Origin of the sequence: Flavobacterium tructae (genome assembly GCF_002217475.1) — a bacterium.
GTDB classification, from domain to species: Bacteria; Bacteroidota; Bacteroidia; order Flavobacteriales; family Flavobacteriaceae; genus Flavobacterium; species Flavobacterium tructae.
This window is the reverse complement of record NZ_MUHH01000042.1, coordinates 61,467-78,045: the sequence shown is the minus strand read 5'-3', so window position 1 is coordinate 78,045 and position 16,579 is coordinate 61,467. Positions and strand designations below refer to the sequence as shown.

At 35.5% G+C, this 16,579-nt stretch carries 16 protein-coding genes; 7 read left to right on the top strand and 9 right to left on the bottom strand.

Translation table 11 applies throughout. From position 1 onward, the window contains the following. Nucleotides 1–50: 50 nt before the first annotated feature. Genes mnmA through B0A80_RS17585 form a run of 4 tightly spaced genes read left to right on the top strand, consistent with a single transcriptional unit; the run spans nt 51 to nt 4,272 of the window. Nucleotides 51–1,238, top strand: coding sequence for a tRNA 2-thiouridine(34) synthase MnmA (gene mnmA, locus B0A80_RS17600; protein WP_089078138.1), 1,188 nt, complete (start codon nt 51–53; stop codon nt 1,236–1,238). Between the two features lie 43 nt (nt 1,239–1,281). Continuing rightward, entirely contained in the window at nt 1,282–2,883 is a 1,602-nt protein-coding gene (locus B0A80_RS17595) for a S8 family serine peptidase (protein WP_089078137.1), read from the top strand. A gap of 12 nt (nt 2,884–2,895) precedes the next feature. Continuing rightward, the gene (locus tag B0A80_RS17590) at nt 2,896–3,840 is read left to right on the top strand and encodes an NAD(P)H-dependent flavin oxidoreductase (RefSeq protein WP_089078136.1); all 945 of its coding nucleotides are present in this window, start codon (nt 2,896–2,898) and stop codon (nt 3,838–3,840) included. A gap of 21 nt (nt 3,841–3,861) precedes the next feature. After that, nucleotides 3,862–4,272 carry a hypothetical protein gene (locus B0A80_RS17585; RefSeq protein WP_017497349.1) on the top strand — a complete coding sequence of 137 codons (411 nt, stop codon included), beginning with the start codon at nt 3,862–3,864 and terminating at the stop codon, nt 4,270–4,272. Between the two features lie 179 nt (nt 4,273–4,451). Here the strand turns inward: B0A80_RS17585 and B0A80_RS17580 are convergent, their stop codons facing one another. Then, the gene (locus B0A80_RS17580; protein WP_070906827.1) at nt 4,452–4,889 is read right to left on the bottom strand and encodes a DUF4268 domain-containing protein; all 438 of its coding nucleotides are present in this window, start codon (nt 4,887–4,889) and stop codon (nt 4,452–4,454) included. A 90-nt stretch (nt 4,890–4,979) separates the two neighbouring features. Between B0A80_RS17580 and B0A80_RS17575 the strand changes: the two genes are divergently transcribed. Then, nucleotides 4,980–5,630 (top strand): NUDIX hydrolase, encoded by a 651-nt coding sequence (locus B0A80_RS17575; RefSeq protein ID WP_070906825.1) that lies wholly within the window; start codon nt 4,980–4,982, stop codon nt 5,628–5,630. A 125-nt stretch (nt 5,631–5,755) separates the two neighbouring features. After that, complete coding sequence (locus tag B0A80_RS17570) at nt 5,756–6,565, top strand: lysophospholipid acyltransferase family protein (RefSeq protein ID WP_017497352.1); 810 nt, start codon at nt 5,756–5,758, stop codon at nt 6,563–6,565. 138 nt (nt 6,566–6,703) lie between these two features. Here B0A80_RS17570 and B0A80_RS17565 read toward each other — a convergent pair whose 3' ends face one another. From B0A80_RS17565 to B0A80_RS17555, 3 genes are all read right to left on the bottom strand, one after another. Beyond that, complete coding sequence (locus B0A80_RS17565) at nt 6,704–7,336, bottom strand: hypothetical protein (protein WP_017497353.1); 633 nt, start codon at nt 7,334–7,336, stop codon at nt 6,704–6,706. 8 nt (nt 7,337–7,344) lie between these two features. After that, nucleotides 7,345–7,839 (bottom strand): RNA polymerase sigma factor, encoded by a 495-nt coding sequence (locus B0A80_RS17560; RefSeq protein WP_017497354.1) that lies wholly within the window; start codon nt 7,837–7,839, stop codon nt 7,345–7,347. Nucleotides 7,840–8,054: 215 nt separating this feature from the next. After that, the gene (locus B0A80_RS17555) at nt 8,055–9,116 is read right to left on the bottom strand and encodes a DUF3810 domain-containing protein (RefSeq protein WP_089078135.1); all 1,062 of its coding nucleotides are present in this window, start codon (nt 9,114–9,116) and stop codon (nt 8,055–8,057) included. 178 nt (nt 9,117–9,294) lie between these two features. Between B0A80_RS17555 and B0A80_RS17550 the strand changes: the two genes are divergently transcribed. After that, nucleotides 9,295–10,755: an aminoacyl-histidine dipeptidase gene (locus tag B0A80_RS17550; protein ID WP_089078134.1), complete on the top strand. Its 1,461-nt coding sequence runs from the start codon at nt 9,295–9,297 to the stop codon at nt 10,753–10,755. Between the two features lie 80 nt (nt 10,756–10,835). Here B0A80_RS17550 and B0A80_RS17545 read toward each other — a convergent pair whose 3' ends face one another. From B0A80_RS17545 to B0A80_RS21035, 5 genes are all read right to left on the bottom strand, one after another. Beyond that, nucleotides 10,836–12,143: a DUF389 domain-containing protein gene (locus tag B0A80_RS17545; RefSeq protein ID WP_089078133.1), complete on the bottom strand. Its 1,308-nt coding sequence runs from the start codon at nt 12,141–12,143 to the stop codon at nt 10,836–10,838. Between the two features lie 206 nt (nt 12,144–12,349). Then, entirely contained in the window at nt 12,350–12,688 is a 339-nt protein-coding gene (locus B0A80_RS17540; protein ID WP_089078132.1) for a DHCW motif cupin fold protein, read from the bottom strand. 102 nt (nt 12,689–12,790) lie between these two features. Further along, on the bottom strand, nt 12,791–13,564 hold the full coding sequence (locus tag B0A80_RS17535; protein ID WP_089078131.1) for a carboxypeptidase-like regulatory domain-containing protein: 774 nt from the start codon (nt 13,562–13,564) through the stop codon (nt 12,791–12,793). A gap of 252 nt (nt 13,565–13,816) precedes the next feature. Beyond that, complete coding sequence (locus B0A80_RS17530) at nt 13,817–15,718, bottom strand: DEAD/DEAH box helicase (RefSeq protein WP_089078130.1); 1,902 nt, start codon at nt 15,716–15,718, stop codon at nt 13,817–13,819. 204 nt (nt 15,719–15,922) lie between these two features. Beyond that, the gene (locus B0A80_RS21035; protein ID WP_070906813.1) at nt 15,923–16,501 is read right to left on the bottom strand and encodes a non-canonical purine NTP diphosphatase; all 579 of its coding nucleotides are present in this window, start codon (nt 16,499–16,501) and stop codon (nt 15,923–15,925) included. Nucleotides 16,502–16,579: the final 78 nt, after the last annotated feature.

Sequence of the window (16,579 nt, the reverse complement as noted above, 5' to 3'; positions counted from 1 at the left end):
CAAAAATAGGGCTTATCTTTGCAGCCTTGTAAAAACATAAACAATTTAGAATGAAACGTGTAGTTGTTGGACTTTCCGGAGGAGTAGATTCAAGTGTTGCTGCTTATTTATTGCAGCAGCAGGGATATGAAGTTATTGGCCTTTTTATGAAGAACTGGCACGATGATTCGGTTACGATTTCTAATGAATGTCCGTGGTTAGAAGATAGCAATGATGCTTTATTGGTAGCTGAAAAACTCGGTATACCGTTTCAAACTGTTGATTTAAGCGAAGAATACAAAGAAAAAATCGTTGATTATATGTTCAACGAATACGAAAAAGGAAGAACTCCAAATCCTGACGTGCTTTGTAACCGTGAAATCAAGTTTGATGTTTTTATGAAAATCGCTCTAAGTCTTGGAGCCGATTATGTTGCGACCGGACATTACTGCCAAAAAAGCGAAATTGAAGTGGACGGAAAAACGGTTTATCAATTGGTTGCCGGAAATGATGTAAACAAAGATCAGTCGTACTTTTTATGTCAGTTGTCTCAGGAACAATTGTCAAAAGCTTTATTCCCAATTGGAGCATTAACTAAACCTGAAGTTCGTGAAATCGCTGCTGAAATGGAATTGGTTACAGCCGAAAAGAAAGATTCGCAAGGACTTTGTTTTATTGGTAAAGTACGTTTGCCGGAGTTTTTACAGCAAAAACTACAGCCAAAAGAAGGTCTTATTGTTCAAATTGATAAAAACGACCCAATCTATACGATTGAAAAACCGACAGGAATTTCTCTGGAAGACGAATTGAAAATAGAGTCTCAAAAACTGGATTATCTTCCAACGATGGGTAAAGTGATGGGCAAACATCAGGGAGCACATTATTTTACAAACGGACAAAGAAAAGGCTTAAATGTTGGAGGTACTACAGATCCTTTATTTGTAATTGCTACCGATGTTGATACGAATACCATTTATACCGGCTTAACAAGCAATCATCCGGGCTTATTCAAAAACGCATTGTTTGTAGGTAATTCTGAAGTACACTGGGTTCGCGAAGATTTGAAATTGAAGGAAGGACAACAAATGGAAGTGATGGCAAGAATTCGTTACCGTCAGCCATTACAGAAAGCAACCTTGTATCAGTTTGAAAACGGAATGTATGTTCGCTTTGAGGAAGCTCAGTCCGCCATTACCGAAGGTCAGTTTGTGGCCTGGTATTTAGAGAATGAATTAGTTGGTTCGGGAGTAATTTCTTAGCTTTATACTTTTTTACGGAGGTTTCACCTTTAAAAAAGTAATCATGAAGCACTATTTTGTCTTTTTGTTGTTGATTTTTTCTTCCGCGGTGTTTTCGCAGGAAGACGCATGGGTATACTTTAAAAATAAACCCAACGCACAGGCATCTCTTAATGCTCCGCTTACAATTTTGACACAGCGTGCCTTAGACCGGAGAGCCAATCAAAATATTGCGTTAGATCTTACCGATGCACCTGTAGAGGACTCTTATATCAATCAGGTTAGATCGAGTTCGGGAATAACTATTATGGCAAAATCCAAATGGTTAAATGCACTTCATATTAGAGGAACTCAAACTGATATTACAGCACTTACTACACTGCCATTTGTTGATAAAGTGTTTTTCGCCAATAAAAATCTGAATGCAACTTCTAAAAAAGTGGGGGAGAATAAGATAAGTCAGGTAAAAGACAAACTGAAATCAAAAACGGATTATGCCTACGGAACTTCAGCAGGTCAAATAGAAATGCTGAATGGAAAAGTGCTGCACCAACAGAATAAAACCGGTTCGGGAAAAGTAATTGCTGTTTTAGATGCAGGTTTTCCGGGAGTCAATACCGCTTTACCATTTAAGAAATTAATTGATAATAATCAGATTTTAGGAGGATACGATTACGTGAATAGAAATGCCAATTTTTATTCAGGAGACAGCCACGGAACAATGGTACTTTCTACAATGGGCGGTTATAAAGAAAATGCTCTGGTAGGTACTGCTCCTGATGCTTCGTATTATTTATACATCACCGAATATGATCCTACTGAGAATCCGGTTGAAGAATCGTATTGGGTAGAGGCAGCAGAAGAAGCAGACCGTGTAGGAGCTGATATTATTACAACTTCTTTGGGGTATTTTGAATTTGATAATCCAAACTACACGCACACGTATAGCGATATGAACGGGACGACTAACTTTATCTCCCGTGGAGCCGAAATGGCTTTTAATAAAGGAATAATCGTAGTTGCTTCGGCTGGAAATGAAGGAGCTACAACTGAACCTCATATTGGAGGACCTGCGGATGCTGTTTCGGTAATTACAGTAGGTGCTGTAACTTCTTCGAAAGTTAGATCAGGTTTTAGCTCTATAGGACCAAGTTTTGACGGAAGAATTAAACCGGATGTTATGGCACAAGGTACGGCAGCTGTTGTATCTGATACCGGGGGAAATATTACAACCATAAACGGAACTTCGTTTTCTTGTCCGATCATGGCGGGAATGATTGCTTGTTTGTGGCAGGCTTTTCCATCCAAAACGAATAAAGAGATTAGGCAGATGATTCTGCAGTCTTCTGATCGATATACGACACCCAATAATAATTATGGTTACGGAATTCCTAATTTTGGAGCCGCTTTAGGAGTGGTAGACTTCAAGTCTTTGGGAGAAGTTTTTTCTGTTTTTCCAAATCCAACTAAAACAGCGATTTCCTTTTTGTTTGAGAACAGTACCGCTTCTGTTTCTGTGTACTCTGTTCTGGGGCAAAAGCTAATCGAAAAACAAATTACAAATCAAAACCCTATTCTTTCTGTTGAAGGATTAAAAAGCGGATTGTATTTTTATACTTTTGATGCTGATGGTCTTCATAAAACGGGAAAGATAATTAAACAATAACTACATTTTTGAATGAACAGAATTACACAACTTTTTAAGATCAAATATCCAATTATTCAGGGAGGAATGATCTGGAACAGCGGTTATAAATTAGCAGCAGCCGTAAGTAATGCGGGAGGTTTAGGTTTAATTGGAGCAGGTTCTATGTATCCCGAAGTTTTACGTGAACATATTCAGAAATGCCAAAAAGCGACTAGTAAGCCATTTGGAGTTAACATTCCGATGCTGTATCCAAATATCGAAGAAATTATAAATATTGTGGTGGAAGAAGGAGTGAAAATTGTTTTTACTTCCGCCGGAAATCCAAAAACGTGGACTTCATTTTTAAAAGAAAAAGGAATTACAGTCGTACATGTAGTGAGCAGCAGTGTTTTTGCTTTGAAAGCGCAGGAGGCAGGTGTTGATGCTATCGTGGCCGAAGGATTTGAAGCAGGGGGACACAATGGACGTGACGAAACGACAACCTTAACTTTAATCCCGATGGTGAAAGAGAAAGTTCAGATACCACTTATTGCTGCCGGGGGAATTGCAACAGGCAGAGGAATGCTTGCTGCAATGGTTTTAGGAGCCGATGGAGTTCAGGTGGGAAGCCGTTTTGCCGCTTCGATCGAATCTTCGGCACATGATAATTTTAAAGAAACGATCGTTAAGGTTAGAGAAGGAGATACACAACTGACTTTAAAAGAACTGGCGCCTGTTCGATTGGTTAAGAACAAATTTTATCAGGACGTTCAGGAATTGTATGAAAAATGTCCTTCGAAAGAGGATTTGGTGCAGCTTTTAGGAAGAGCAAGAGCTAAAAAAGGAATGTTTGAAGGAGATCTTGAAGAGGGAGAACTTGAAATAGGTCAAATCGCAGGATTAATTCATGAAATTTTACCGGTAGAGCAAATTGTTCAACAAATGATGTCCGATTTTGAAGCTGCCTGCCAGGAAAAGGCTAAATTTGAGTTCTAAATTACCCCCAAGAAATACAATATGAATCCTACACGCACTTTTATACTTTTACTTTTTTTCGGACTTGGTTTACAGCAAACTTTTAGTCAGTCTTACCAGTTTAAAACATCTGGTTTTAGTGTTTTGGAAAAAAATGAAAAAGGGAAATGGGGTGAATGGTCCAATCTTGATTTGGTTAACCTTTCGGTAATTCTGGATACCAATAAACACAGAATTGTGGTTTACTCGCAGGAAATACAGCTTTTTAGTATTTTGGATTACATTGAGAGAGAAGAAAATGATACCGATATTGTTTATTCTTTTATGTGCAAAGACAATGACGGCAAAGCCTGTAAGTTATCTATCATCACGCGAAAAAAACAGGATTTCCGCAAACAGCTTTATATCAACTACGACGATCATATTATTGTGTATAATATGGTTAGTGTGTAGTTTGAGATTCTGAGTTGCTAAGGTTCTAAGTTAGTATACTTTCTTAGAGTCTTAACAGCTCATAGCTTTAGTATCTTTTATTAAATCCGACAAGTTTTTGAAACCTTTCGGATTTAGTATAATAATGAAGTAATTACGCTTCTTAGAACCTTAGCAACTCAGAATCTTAGTATCTTTTATTAAGAATCAATATCCTTAATAAACTCATCATATTCCAGATAAAACATTTCCAGAGCGTGCATTTTTTCATTAAAGAAATCAAAAATAGCATCCCAGTTATTGCGGTTACTAAAACCAACACCTGGTTTCTCAACCCAAATTCTGCTGATTGTTTTGCCGCTTTCAAGCGTGTAGTTTTTTTCGAAAACCAAATCTTTAATGAATTCTTCCTCCAGAATATTTTTTAATGCTTCAATTTTTTCAAAGTAAGCATTTCGTTTTTCATCACTTCTTTGTTCGATATCAATTAGAACCTGTGCTTTTTTATTGTCTACATAAAATTTAAAGGAAAAATCTTTAATTTTGGTATCATAAAGTACCCATTTGCGAGGGTATTTTTCGGCGAATGCCACCCAGAATTCTCTTTTTATCTTTTGTGATTCTTCTTTACTGTACATTTTTAAGACTTGATTTTAGAAAACTTGTAGAACCGCGTTTTCTGGACTATATTTATATTTTATTTAAAAGTACAAAAATAAACTTTGCTTATGGATTTTCAAGACTTTTTGCAATATGTTCCTAATTTAATTCCGGCAGTATTACCGGCGGAGTTGGCTCATATTAAAATGGCACCAAAAGAACGCCTCGAAGCCTTGAAGAATCTTGATTTGAAAGATAAAAATCCGCGTATCGCAGCGGTCATGATGTTGTTTTATCCAAAAAACAATAAAACACATCTCGTATTGATTGTCCGGAATGCGTATAATGGAGTTCATTCGTCTCAAATTGCATTTCCCGGAGGAAAATACGAAACGACTGATGCAAATTATGAAGAGACTGCTTTGCGTGAAACACAGGAAGAAATAGGCGTTGCACCTGAAAAAATAGAGCTAATCAAACATTTTACGCCTATGTATATTCCGCCAAGCAACTTCTTAGTGCATCCTTTTTTAGGCATTTCCAAAGAAGAGCTTTTATTTTATCCGGATATCAGAGAAGTAGCGAGTATTATAGAATTACCCCTCTCCGTTTTTTTGAATGACGAAATTGTTATTGAAGTCACATTATCAACTTCTTATGCAAATAATGCTTTAGTTCCCGCATTTAACATACAAAATCATATTGTTTGGGGAGCAACTGCCATGATATTGAGTGAACTGAGAGATGTTTTAAAAACGACTTTTGGCGAAAAAGTATAAAGTATAAAAATTAACAATTTGATATTCATAGTACTACCGGTTTGTTTTAGAAATTGTTTTAAAGGATCGGTAAAAGAATAATTTTTGTAAGTTTGCGTCCTAATAAAATAATACAATTGACAGCTATGGGATTGTTTAAACGAAATCCTTTCGGACATATATTATTCATCAAGAAATGGTTGATCCGTATTTTGGGAGCCATGACTCACCGAAGATATAGAGGTTTTAACGAATTGCAGATCGAAGGATCGGAAATTATTAAAACGCTGCCGGATACAAATGTTTTGTTTATATCGAATCACCAAACCTATTTTGCTGATGTTGTGGCGATGTTTCATGTGTTTAACGCAAGTTTAAGCGGACGTCAGGATACTATTAAGAATATCGGATATTTGTGGCAGCCCAAAATGAATATTTATTATGTTGCTGCCAAAGAAACCATGCAGGCCGGATTATTGCCAAGAATTTTGGCTTACGTTGGAGCGATTACAGTAGAAAGAACCTGGCGTGCAAAAGGTGTTGATGTTACCGAAAAGCGTGATGTTAACCCAAACGATACAGAAAATATCAGAATTGCACTCGAAGATGGCTGGGTAATTACATTTCCGCAAGGTACAACCAAGTCATTTAAACCTGTTCGTAAAGGAACGGCACATATCATCAAACAGCACAAACCTGTAGTAATTCCAATTGTTATTGACGGTTTCCGTCGTTCTTTTGATAAAAAAGGACTACGAATGAAAAAGAAAGGAATTTTACAGTCTTTCATCATCAAAGAACCTCTTGAAATTGATTATGAAAACGATACCATCGAAGAAATTGTTGAAAAAGTAGAATATGCAATCGAACAACATCCTTCCTTTTTAAAAGTTATTCCGGCAGAAGAAATCAAAGTACAGGAAGAGCTTAATAAAATGAGAAGATGGGATTACTAGTTATTTTAGATTTCTGATTTTAGATTGTTTTTTTTGTTTCAGGGTTCAAAGTTTCAAGTTTCAAGTTTCAAGTTTCAAAATAAACTTAAGAACTTGGTTTCTTAGAGCCTTAGTGCCTTAGTTTCTTAGCACCTCTTATCAGAAATCAATTTTCTTAAGCTCCTTATAATTTGCATATAACCTGCGTAACAGTGTTCCGTAAAGTAATCTGTAAATCCCCCAGAAGATTCCGAAAAGAACCAGCACAAGCAATACCAATGCGCCGATTGAGAACAGCATTGCTTTTCCATTTAAGGCTAATTTTTCTCTAATAATTGCCATATCCGGATTGTAAACATATCCGATGAAAAAGCTGAGTATAGACGAAACCACAAGCATACCTAAATTGTACCAAACATAATACTGAACCGTTTTTCGGGTTTTTAATATACTGCTCATTAACAGTTTGGTAGAAACAGTAGTGGTGATGGTTTTATAGTTTTTATAGAAAAAGTAGATAAAAACAAAAATTACGATATAATTAAAATACAATAAAATATCCATTACCAGAATGATCTCAGGATGATTCATTTTCTTTAGATCAGCATCTACATTTGAAAAGTAGTTCGAGATGGTCCAAAACAGTACTTCCAAAATGCTGATAATTAAAATCCACTTCACGATGGAAGACGATTTTTTGTGAATCATTTTGTAGATTTCCTTTTCTGATATTTGTTCAAAAGAATCCGAGTTCTTTTTCCAGTCTTTTTTTAATAAATCCAGTTCTTTCATAATAATTTTTAAGGATTTAGTATTTTTTTAAGTTTCCCTTTAATTCTGTTCATTTTCACACGAGCATTCACTTCGCTGATTCCTAAGGTTTCTGCTATTTCTTGATAATCTTTGTCTTCTAAATACATAAAAACTAATGCTTTTTCGATGTCATTAAGCTGATAAACTGCTTTGTACATCAATTTAATCTGTTCTTCTTCTTCATAATTGTAATCAACATCTTTTATAAAATGCTGATGACTTTCATATTCTACGGTTGATACGGTTCGTTTAGTTTTTCGGTATAAGGTAATAGCGGTGTTTAAGGCAACTCGATACGTCCAGGTCGAAAATTTGCTGTCGCCTCTAAATTTTGGATACGCTTTCCAGAGCTGTATAGTGATTTCCTGAAACAAATCTTTGTGAGCATCTTCGCCGGCAGTATATAATCTACATATTTTGTGGATTATATTCTGATTTGCCTGCAATTGCGTAACAAATGACTGTTCTAGATTTTCGCTCATAAATTTATTAGTAGTGTTGAAATCTATTTTGTTACAAGGTACTGTTTATTTTTTTTTGCTTGCCACAGATTATAAAGATTTAAATAGATTTTTGTCATAAATCTGAGGTCAGGGTTATTTACTATTATTTATTTCAACTAAAAGCATCTGAAGGAAATCTTTTTAATTCCTAATAATCTGTGGCTAAAAACCCCAGTGTAATTTCCAGTGATTTTTTACAATTCTCTGGTCTTATAATAATTCACCATCAAGTCTACAAATTTACTATAACTCTCCAAGCCGTCTTTCTGATGATTTATTTTTAAAAAATTATCATAGAAAACATGAAAGCCTTTATCAATAAAAGTATCATATTGTTTCCAGAAATCCTGGCTTTCCTGATAGTTTTTTAGAATTCCCGGATGGATTTGTTTTTTTAATTGTTTAAAAATAGTTTCATTTTTAACCTGCCAGATGCCTAAACAATAGCGTAGCGCAAAGCTGTAACCGGAATATTTATAGTACAAATTATCATTTTTAACCGAAGCCAGAACCCCAATAAAATTGCACTCACTTTCGCTGGCAAACCCCATTTGATGCGCCATTTCATGACAGGTCGTTACGGGAAAATTATACATAGGTAATAAATCATTGACCTGTGCTTCATTAGTGAACGGATTAAGATAACCTCCAAAGCCCATATAAGTTAATGGCAGACTAAAGAGCGATTTTTTAACGCTCGGAATCTCGTAGCTGAAATAATGGTATTCTTTTGCCAGATTTTCATATCCGTTTAAGTTCATTCTAAAAGCTTCATTTTGAGTGTATGGAAAGACAATTTTAGCGCTGTCGTTTTTAGTTATAAGAAGTTGAATCTCATTCGTTTTTAAGATTAATTTCTTTGTAAAAACTAATAAGTTGGCATCACTATATTCCTTTGTGATTTGCATTTTTTCAAATAGAGGTTCGCGATAATAATTGAAGGCCCAAAGGAGATGGAAAAAAAAGTAAAAAATGGAAATTTTACTCAGCATCGTTAAAACATGATCTTTCCAATTTGTTTTCCATGTTTTTCTAATCTTCCAAAACCAGCTTATCGCTGATAAAATTAAAATAGCATAAATGCAATCGCCTACAGAGAATGAAACTTTACCTAAAAGTGTTCTGGAAAAATGTGAAATTCTAATGTATAAGTTGTTGCTGTAGAGCCCTTCTACAAAATCAGGAAAAAAGGGGAGGATTTTTAAGAGGATAATCTGAACAACAAGAAATAGGGGTAAGATGTATTTCGATTTCACAATTTTAGTTTTGAATTACGTAAATATAAATACAATATTAGAACTAAAAAAGAGACGTTTTGTGGAATTTGTTTTTAAGTCATCAGATTAATGCTAATTCGTGAAATTTGTGACGAAAAAAGCATTTAAACTTTGTAACTTTGGGGCACTTAATTGTTAAACTACAAACAAAAATATAATGAGTCAGGAAATTAGAAATCTGGAACCAAAGGCACTATGGAATAAGTTTGCCGATTTAAATGCCGTTCCACGTCCGTCAAAAAAAGAAGAGCGTGTAATTGAATTTATGAAAGACTTTGGAAACAGCTTAGGTTTAGAAACTTTTGAAGACGAAATCCGAAATGTAATCATCAGAAAACCGGCAACTCCGGGAATGGAAAATCGCAAAGCAATTGTAATGCAGGGACATTTGGATATGGTGCACCAAAAAAATGCAGATACTGTTTTTGATTTTGATACTCAAGGAATCGATATGTATGTTGATGGTGACTGGGTTCGTGCGCGTGGTACAACACTTGGTGCGGATAATGGATTGGGAGTAGCGACAATTATGGCAATTTTGGAAAGCAAAGATATTCCGCATCCGGCTATAGAAGCTTTGTTTACAATTGATGAGGAAACCGGAATGACCGGAGCCCTGAATCTTAAAGGAGGTATTTTGCAAGGACAGATTCTTTTGAATTTAGATACAGAAGAAGATGATGAGATTGATATTGGTTGTGCAGGAGGAATTGATGTAACCGCTACAAGAACTTATAATGAAGAAGAGGTTCCGGAAGGATCAGTTGGACATATTATTACCGTAAAAGGGCTTAATGGAGGTCACTCAGGTATGGATATTAATAAAGGATTAGGGAACGCAAATAAGATCATGAACCGTTTGCTGTTTGATGCTTTTGAAAATTTCGGACTGCAGGTAGCGGAGATTAATGGAGGAAGTTTAAGAAATGCAATTCCGAGAGAAAGTGTCGCCAAAGTAATTATTTCTGAAATGTTTGATGAGGCGTATATTTTTGATATGCAGGAAATCATCAATGACATTAAGGCGGAGTACAAAACGACCGAACCTAACTTATCTATTGAAATCGTAAAATGCGACTTACCGGAGAAAGTAATGGATTTAGGGGTGCAGGAAGGTATTATTCGTTCTATTTATGCGGCTCATAACGGAGTATACAGAATGAGTGCCGATATGGAAAATTTAGTTGAAACATCAAATAACATTGCGAGAGTAATTGTGAAAGATGGCGAAATAACTATCGGATGTTTAACACGTTCTTCTGTTGAGACTTCAAAATTTGACTTGGCTAATGCTTTGCGTTCTGCTTTTGAATTGGTAGGTTGTGAAGTGGAGCTTTCGGGTTCTTACCCTGGTTGGACACCAAACGTAAATTCGGAGATCTTAGATACTTTGGTTGGAATTTATGAGAAACAAAATAACGAGAAACCAAAAGTAGTAGCTTGTCATGCAGGTCTGGAGTGCGGAATTTTAGGAACAAACTATCCGGATATGGATATGATTTCTTTTGGTCCGACTATTCACGGGGCGCATTCTCCTGATGAGAGAGCGAGCATTTCATCAGCTCAGAAATACTGGAAATTTGTATTGGAAATCCTTTCGAACATTCCTGTTAAATAATAACATTCAGTCTCAGTTTGCAGTTTACAGTTGTAGTATTCAGTTTTAAGAAACTGCAAACTGCGACTGTAAACTGAAAACTAATTCTGCTGATATACTTCAACGGAATCTTTGGCAAGTCTTTCTTTTAGCCATAGTTTTATTTTTTGTTTAGTATCTGAATCAATTTTTTTCTTGCTTTGAAAAAGAACTACAGGGATTATTTTCGATTTATTAGGCTCTTCTTCAATATTGTAATTACCAATTTTTAAAGACGTAACAGCGGGAAAAAGTATTTTTGCTTCGTTATTAATCTGAGTAGTATTGAATTGATATTGTTCTAGTTGATTTCGAAGACTATTGATCAAGATGTCTTTTTGATCGACTACAGTTTGATTGTTGTTGATCTGATTCATAATATCCTTTCTTAAATTAACGGTATCTTGTCTGATAATCAATTTAGTATTGGGAAGATCATACTCAGTTAATTTTTTATTAAGATTGATAATTTCCCCATCATTAAATTTTTTGGCTAAAAAAGCCAGCTCAATTCTTCTGGGGGTAGTATTGTATTTGATTTTTTTATAGATAATAGGATAGTCCTTATCGAGGAATTCCTTTTGTATAAAAATTTCGGTTCTGGAAGTGTAGCTTTTTTGAATATACAATTGATAGGCAAAATAGATACTAGGCACAATTAATAGTGAAATGAGCAGTGTAATCCCATACTTTACTCTCTTTTGCTGTTGTAGATCCAGTTGTTTTGTAACGGGGTAATTTAAGAATTTTACGATCACAAAAGTGGCAATACAAATGAATACACAGTTGATCGTGTAGAGATAAAGGGCGCCAAAAAAGTACGCATAATTTCCAAGTGCCAGTCCGTAGCCTGCAGTACAGAGTGGAGGCATAAGAGCAGTTGCAATCGCTACACCCGGAATTGGGTTTCCTTTTTCTACTCTGGTCACAGCAATTACGCCTACTAAACCGCCAAAAAAGGCAATAAGTATGTCATAGATATTTGGAGAAGTCCTTGCCAGTAATTCGGATTGCGCTTCTTTAAACGGACTAATATAGAAATAAATAGCCGAAGTGCTTAAACTTACCACTGTTGCGATCAGCAGGTTTTTCATGGACTTTTTCAGAAGTTCAAAATCGTACATTCCTAAACCAAAACCGGCACCAACAATAGGTCCCATTAAAGGCGAAATAAGCATGGCGCCAATGATAACCGCTGTAGAGTTAACATTTAGTCCTACAGAGGCAATAATAATGGCACAGGCAAGAATCCAAATGTTTGATCCTCTAAAAGAAACCGCGCCGGTTATGTTTTCGATTACCGATTTTTTATTTTCTTCTCCTTTCTGAAGATCGATAAAATTTAAAATTTTCTGGGTAATATCTGTCATGGTCTTTACGGTATTATTTTATTTAAACTGGATTTTCAAGAGTAGTAGGATGTCTAATTTAGTCAAAAAAAATGTCAAACGCTACATTTATTAGCCTAAGTCTTGAAATGTATAATAAGGTTGCGATCTTGTTGTTTCAAAAAAGAGATAAAAAAATCCCCAACCTTGAAGATTGAAGATTTGTATATTTTTATTGGTTTGCAATGTTATTTTAAAAAATTGCCATCGATTATTAATAGCTCAACTCTATCAGTAGTTATAGAACGATGAGAGCTTGCGTTATCTGAAACAACATAAGTCATCCCTTTAGAAAGTTTAAATTTTTCTCCGTTCTGTAGCTCACTAATTAATTCTCCTTCCAGACAATGTACTATATGTCCCTTTTGACACCAATGATCGGCAGTATAATTTTCAGAATATGTAACTCTCCGAATGCGTAACCCTTCTAATTGTAATGTCTGCCAGTATGCTGTTCCGGTTTCTCCGTTATGTTCTGTTTTAGGAATTAAGCTCCAGTCTATATTTTGATAAGGTATTATAGGCATGGTTTTTAGTTTTATTTGTTTGATAATGTGATGTAAAGGAATAAAAAAATCCCCAATTTTAAAAAATGAGGATTTGGTATATTTTAAGCTAAGAGTAATTTTCTAATTCCTTTTTAATACTTTATATTGTTCGTAACATCCGCTAATGGCATCCATAATCTGCAAATCATTTGCTGTTTGTATAAAGGAATCGGAGTAGTTACAACGTTGCAGTATATCTGGGATTTCGTCTTTGCTGATTCCTAAAAGTACAGAGACAGTTTCACGGTCAAATTTTGATTCTAACAGGTTGCGAACCGTATCGTCCTTTCGCATTTCCTTAAGTTTCTTGAGCTCTTTTGCATTTTTACCAAAGAAATTGTAGAGCATGTCGGCGGGGTTGAAAATAGAACCCAATACTTTACCAAAAGCGTTTGGTGAATATTCACCAGCTTCATATCCTTGTGTAAGACCGGAAATGCTATAACGGTAATTTTCTTTGGTTGGAATTAATTTTGAATCGACTTCAAGGTAACCGGTTAAATTAAAAGGAGCAATAATTACTTCTTCTAGTGCAATTGCTTTTTCGGTAAGCTGAATTCGGGTTACTTTATTTTTAATCCAGTCATTGGTTACTCTGACCCTTAAAGATTGAAAACCTAAAATCGAGAAGTGAATAGTATCGTTGAGCTGAACATCAATTTCAAAATACCCTTTAGCATCAGATTTTGCACCACGTACTTTGTTTGTGTTGATGATATTTACATTAGAAAGAGGTTGTTTACTATTGTCGTTGATAATGTAGCCTGAAACTCTTTGCGGGACGGCAGACTCAGTGTCTTGCGCGAAACCGACGGCTGATAATAGTGTAAAAAAGAAAACTGCGAAATATTTCATATCCTGATTTAAAGTTCTAAAAGTAGTAAATCACGATTAAATATTTTGCAGTCTTCGAATATAATTATAAGAAAATTAACAAAGGCAACAGTGTAGCTTTTAGTATTTAAATAAAAAGTGAGAAGGAAGTTTGAATTACATTGTTAGGGATGACAAAACTCATTTGTAGAGGGGGAGATTTGAATAAAAAAAAAATCCCAAATTCCAATTATGTTCGGAATTTGGGATTTTGTATTTTAAGATATTAAAGTATTAATCTCTTCTTGGTCTTCTTGGTCTTGAAGAATCACCAAAGCTCTCAGAACGTCTTGGAGCTCTGTCTGAACTTCCTTCGCTTCTTGGAGCTGAGCTTCTGAAACCACCTTCTCTTCTTGGTGAAGAACCTCTTTCACTTCTGAAACCACCTTCTCTTGGAGCAGAGTTTCTGTCGCTTCTGAATCCGCCACTTGAACCTTCACGTCTTGGAGCAAAGTTTCCTTCTCTTCTTGATCCGGAATTTCTTCCGCCACCACGATTGTTATGGTCACGTCTTCCGCCACCGTCATTTTTAGAAATTTCAACATTAATACGACGTCCTTCTAATTGTACGTTGTTTAATACTTCCATTACTTTTTCTGTATGCTCAGGATCAGTGTTGAAGAAAGAGAAACCTTCTTTTACGTCTACTTTGAAAACGTCATCACGACCTAAGTCTAATGTTTCTTTCAGGTAATCTTTAAGTGACATCCAGTCGAAGTTGTCTCTTGAGCCGATGTTTACAAAATAACGAACTGCTCCGTTGTTGTTGAATTCTCTTGGTTCAGAATCGTTTCTTTCGCGTCTTTCACCTGATTGAGTTGAAATATCTCTGTTCTTTTTGTAATAAGCGATGAAACGGTTAAATTCTACCGATACCATTTTCTTAATCAATTCTTCTTTAGATAAACCTTCAAGAACATTGTTGATTGCTGGTAAGTAGTTGTCAATTTCGTGATCAACTTCAGTATCTTTAATTTTGTTTGCTAAGTGTAACAATTGAATTTCGCAGATTTCGATTCCGGATGGAATTGGTTTTTCTTCGAATTTTTGTTTGATGATTCTTTCGATAGAAGAAATTTTACGCAACTCACTTTTTGTAACAATTACAATAGAAGTTCCTAATTTTCCTGCTCTACCGGTACGACCTGAACGGTGGTTGTACGTTTCGATTTCATCAGGTAATTGGTAGTTTACAACGTGTGTTACGTTATCAACATCAATTCCACGTGCAGCAACGTCAGTAGCAACAAGCATCTGAATTTGTCTTCCACGGAACGATTTCATTACCCCGTCACGTTGTGCCTGAGATAAATCTCCGTGCAACGCAGCAGCGCTATATCCATCTTCAATTAATTTTTCGGCTACAGCCTGAGTATCTCTTTTAGTACGACAGAAAACCACAGAGAAAATGTCCGGGTTAGCATCGGCTAAACGTTTTAAGGCTTCGTAACGGTCACGTGCATTTACTAAGTAAAATTCGTGAGAAACCGTTGCAGAACCTGAATTTTTAGTTCCAACTGTGATTTCTAATGGTTCGCTCATGAATTGTTTTGCAATTCTGGCAACCTCTTGCGGCATTGTTGCAGAGAACAACCATGTACTTTTTTCGTCCGGAGTATCTGATAAAATAGAGCAGATATCGTCATAAAATCCCATGTTTAACATTTCGTCAGCCTCATCAAGCACACAGTAATCTATGTTTTTAATGTTAACCAATCCTCTGTTAATCATGTCTTGCATTCTTCCCGGAGTAGCCACAATAATTTGTGCTCCTCTTTTTATTTCTCTTGCTTGCTCTGTAATACTAGCCCCGCCGTAAACTGCTACAACATTAATACCTTTCTCGTATTTTGCGTAGTTTTTAAGTTCGTTGGTAATCTGTAAACAAAGTTCTCGTGTTGGCGATAAAACTAATGCCTGTGTATTTCTGTTGTCAGCATCAATTTTTTGAATTAGCGGAAAACCGAAAGCTGCCGTTTTCCCTGTCCCTGTCTGAGCCAACGCAACCATATCTGTGTCTTTTTCCAATAATAGGGGAATCGCCTTTTCCTGTACCTCTGACGGATTTTCAAATCCTAGATCTAAAATCGCCTTCAGTAACGATTCATTCAATCCTAATTGTTCAAATTTATTCATATGTGTATTTAAAATAGGGTGCAAAATTACTGTTAATTATTCAGATAAACTAATGCTCTTTTAAGAATTATGTATTTGTTATGATTTGATTATCAAAAAGTTATGTTTAGTGTAAAATCATTTTTATCGAAAAATGAAGAATTCTCTAAAAAAAAACGTCACGAAATATCAATTTTGTACTCTAAAATGTTGTATTTTAAACAATTATTTGGTTGAATTCAGAAAATCAATTAGTTGCTGAGTTGCTTTTCCGCGATGGCCTATGGTATTTTTTACTTCTCGGGGTAATTCAGCAAATGTTTTAGTATAGTTTTCAGGCTGAAAAATCGGATCGTAGCCAAAACCCTGATCTCCTGTTTTTTCCAAAGTGATACTTCCTTTTACAATTCCGGTAAATAAATGCTGTTCTCCTTTTAAGTTTAAAGTAATAACGGTCTTGAACTGGGCGCTGCGGTCTGGTTGGTCTTTTAAGGCGTCTAAAAGTTTATTCATATTGTCATCGTCATTGCGTTGCTTGCCTGCATATCGGGCTGAATATACTCCTGGTTCACCATTTAAAGCAGTCACTTCTAAGCCTGAATCGTCAGCAAAACAATCGTATCCGTATTTTTCCGTTACATAATTGGCTTTCAAAATGGCATTTCCTTCAATGGTGTCTGCTGTTTCTTCTATGTCTTCAAAACAGCCAATTTCTTCGAGACTTACTATTTTTATGTTTTCAGGAAGAATACTTTGAATCTCCTGGATTTTATTTTTGTTGTTTGATGCGAATACGATTTTCATAGGTGGTATATTTAATATAATTTTTTCGATGATAAAAGCAGTTGTAATTCCCAATGTATAGGCAAGAAGATCGCTCCA

Bases quoted from the DNA above. Each gene is read 5' to 3' on its own strand.
- B0A80_RS17570 (WP_017497352.1), top strand. From the start codon at position 5,756: ATGGGATTGTTTAAACGAAATCCTTTCGGACATATATTATTCATCAAG.
- B0A80_RS17530 (WP_089078130.1), bottom strand. From the start codon at position 15,718: ATGAATAAATTTGAACAATTAGGATTGAATGAATCGTTACTGAAGGCG.
- B0A80_RS17585 (WP_017497349.1), top strand. From the start codon at position 3,862: ATGAATCCTACACGCACTTTTATACTTTTACTTTTTTTCGGACTTGGT.
- B0A80_RS17545 (WP_089078133.1), bottom strand. From the start codon at position 12,143: ATGACAGATATTACCCAGAAAATTTTAAATTTTATCGATCTTCAGAAA.
- B0A80_RS17590 (WP_089078136.1), top strand. From the start codon at position 2,896: ATGAACAGAATTACACAACTTTTTAAGATCAAATATCCAATTATTCAG.
- B0A80_RS21035 (WP_070906813.1), bottom strand. From the start codon at position 16,501: ATGAAAATCGTATTCGCATCAAACAACAAAAATAAAATCCAGGAGATT.
- B0A80_RS17565 (WP_017497353.1), bottom strand. From the start codon at position 7,336: ATGAAAGAACTGGATTTATTAAAAAAAGACTGGAAAAAGAACTCGGAT.
- B0A80_RS17550 (WP_089078134.1), top strand. From the start codon at position 9,295: ATGAGTCAGGAAATTAGAAATCTGGAACCAAAGGCACTATGGAATAAG.
- B0A80_RS17540 (WP_089078132.1), bottom strand. From the start codon at position 12,688: ATGCCTATAATACCTTATCAAAATATAGACTGGAGCTTAATTCCTAAA.
- B0A80_RS17580 (WP_070906827.1), bottom strand. From the start codon at position 4,889: ATGTACAGTAAAGAAGAATCACAAAAGATAAAAAGAGAATTCTGGGTG.
- mnmA (WP_089078138.1), top strand. From the start codon at position 51: ATGAAACGTGTAGTTGTTGGACTTTCCGGAGGAGTAGATTCAAGTGTT.
- B0A80_RS17575 (WP_070906825.1), top strand. From the start codon at position 4,980: ATGGATTTTCAAGACTTTTTGCAATATGTTCCTAATTTAATTCCGGCA.
- B0A80_RS17535 (WP_089078131.1), bottom strand. From the start codon at position 13,564: ATGAAATATTTCGCAGTTTTCTTTTTTACACTATTATCAGCCGTCGGT.
- B0A80_RS17560 (WP_017497354.1), bottom strand. From the start codon at position 7,839: ATGAGCGAAAATCTAGAACAGTCATTTGTTACGCAATTGCAGGCAAAT.
- B0A80_RS17595 (WP_089078137.1), top strand. From the start codon at position 1,282: ATGAAGCACTATTTTGTCTTTTTGTTGTTGATTTTTTCTTCCGCGGTG.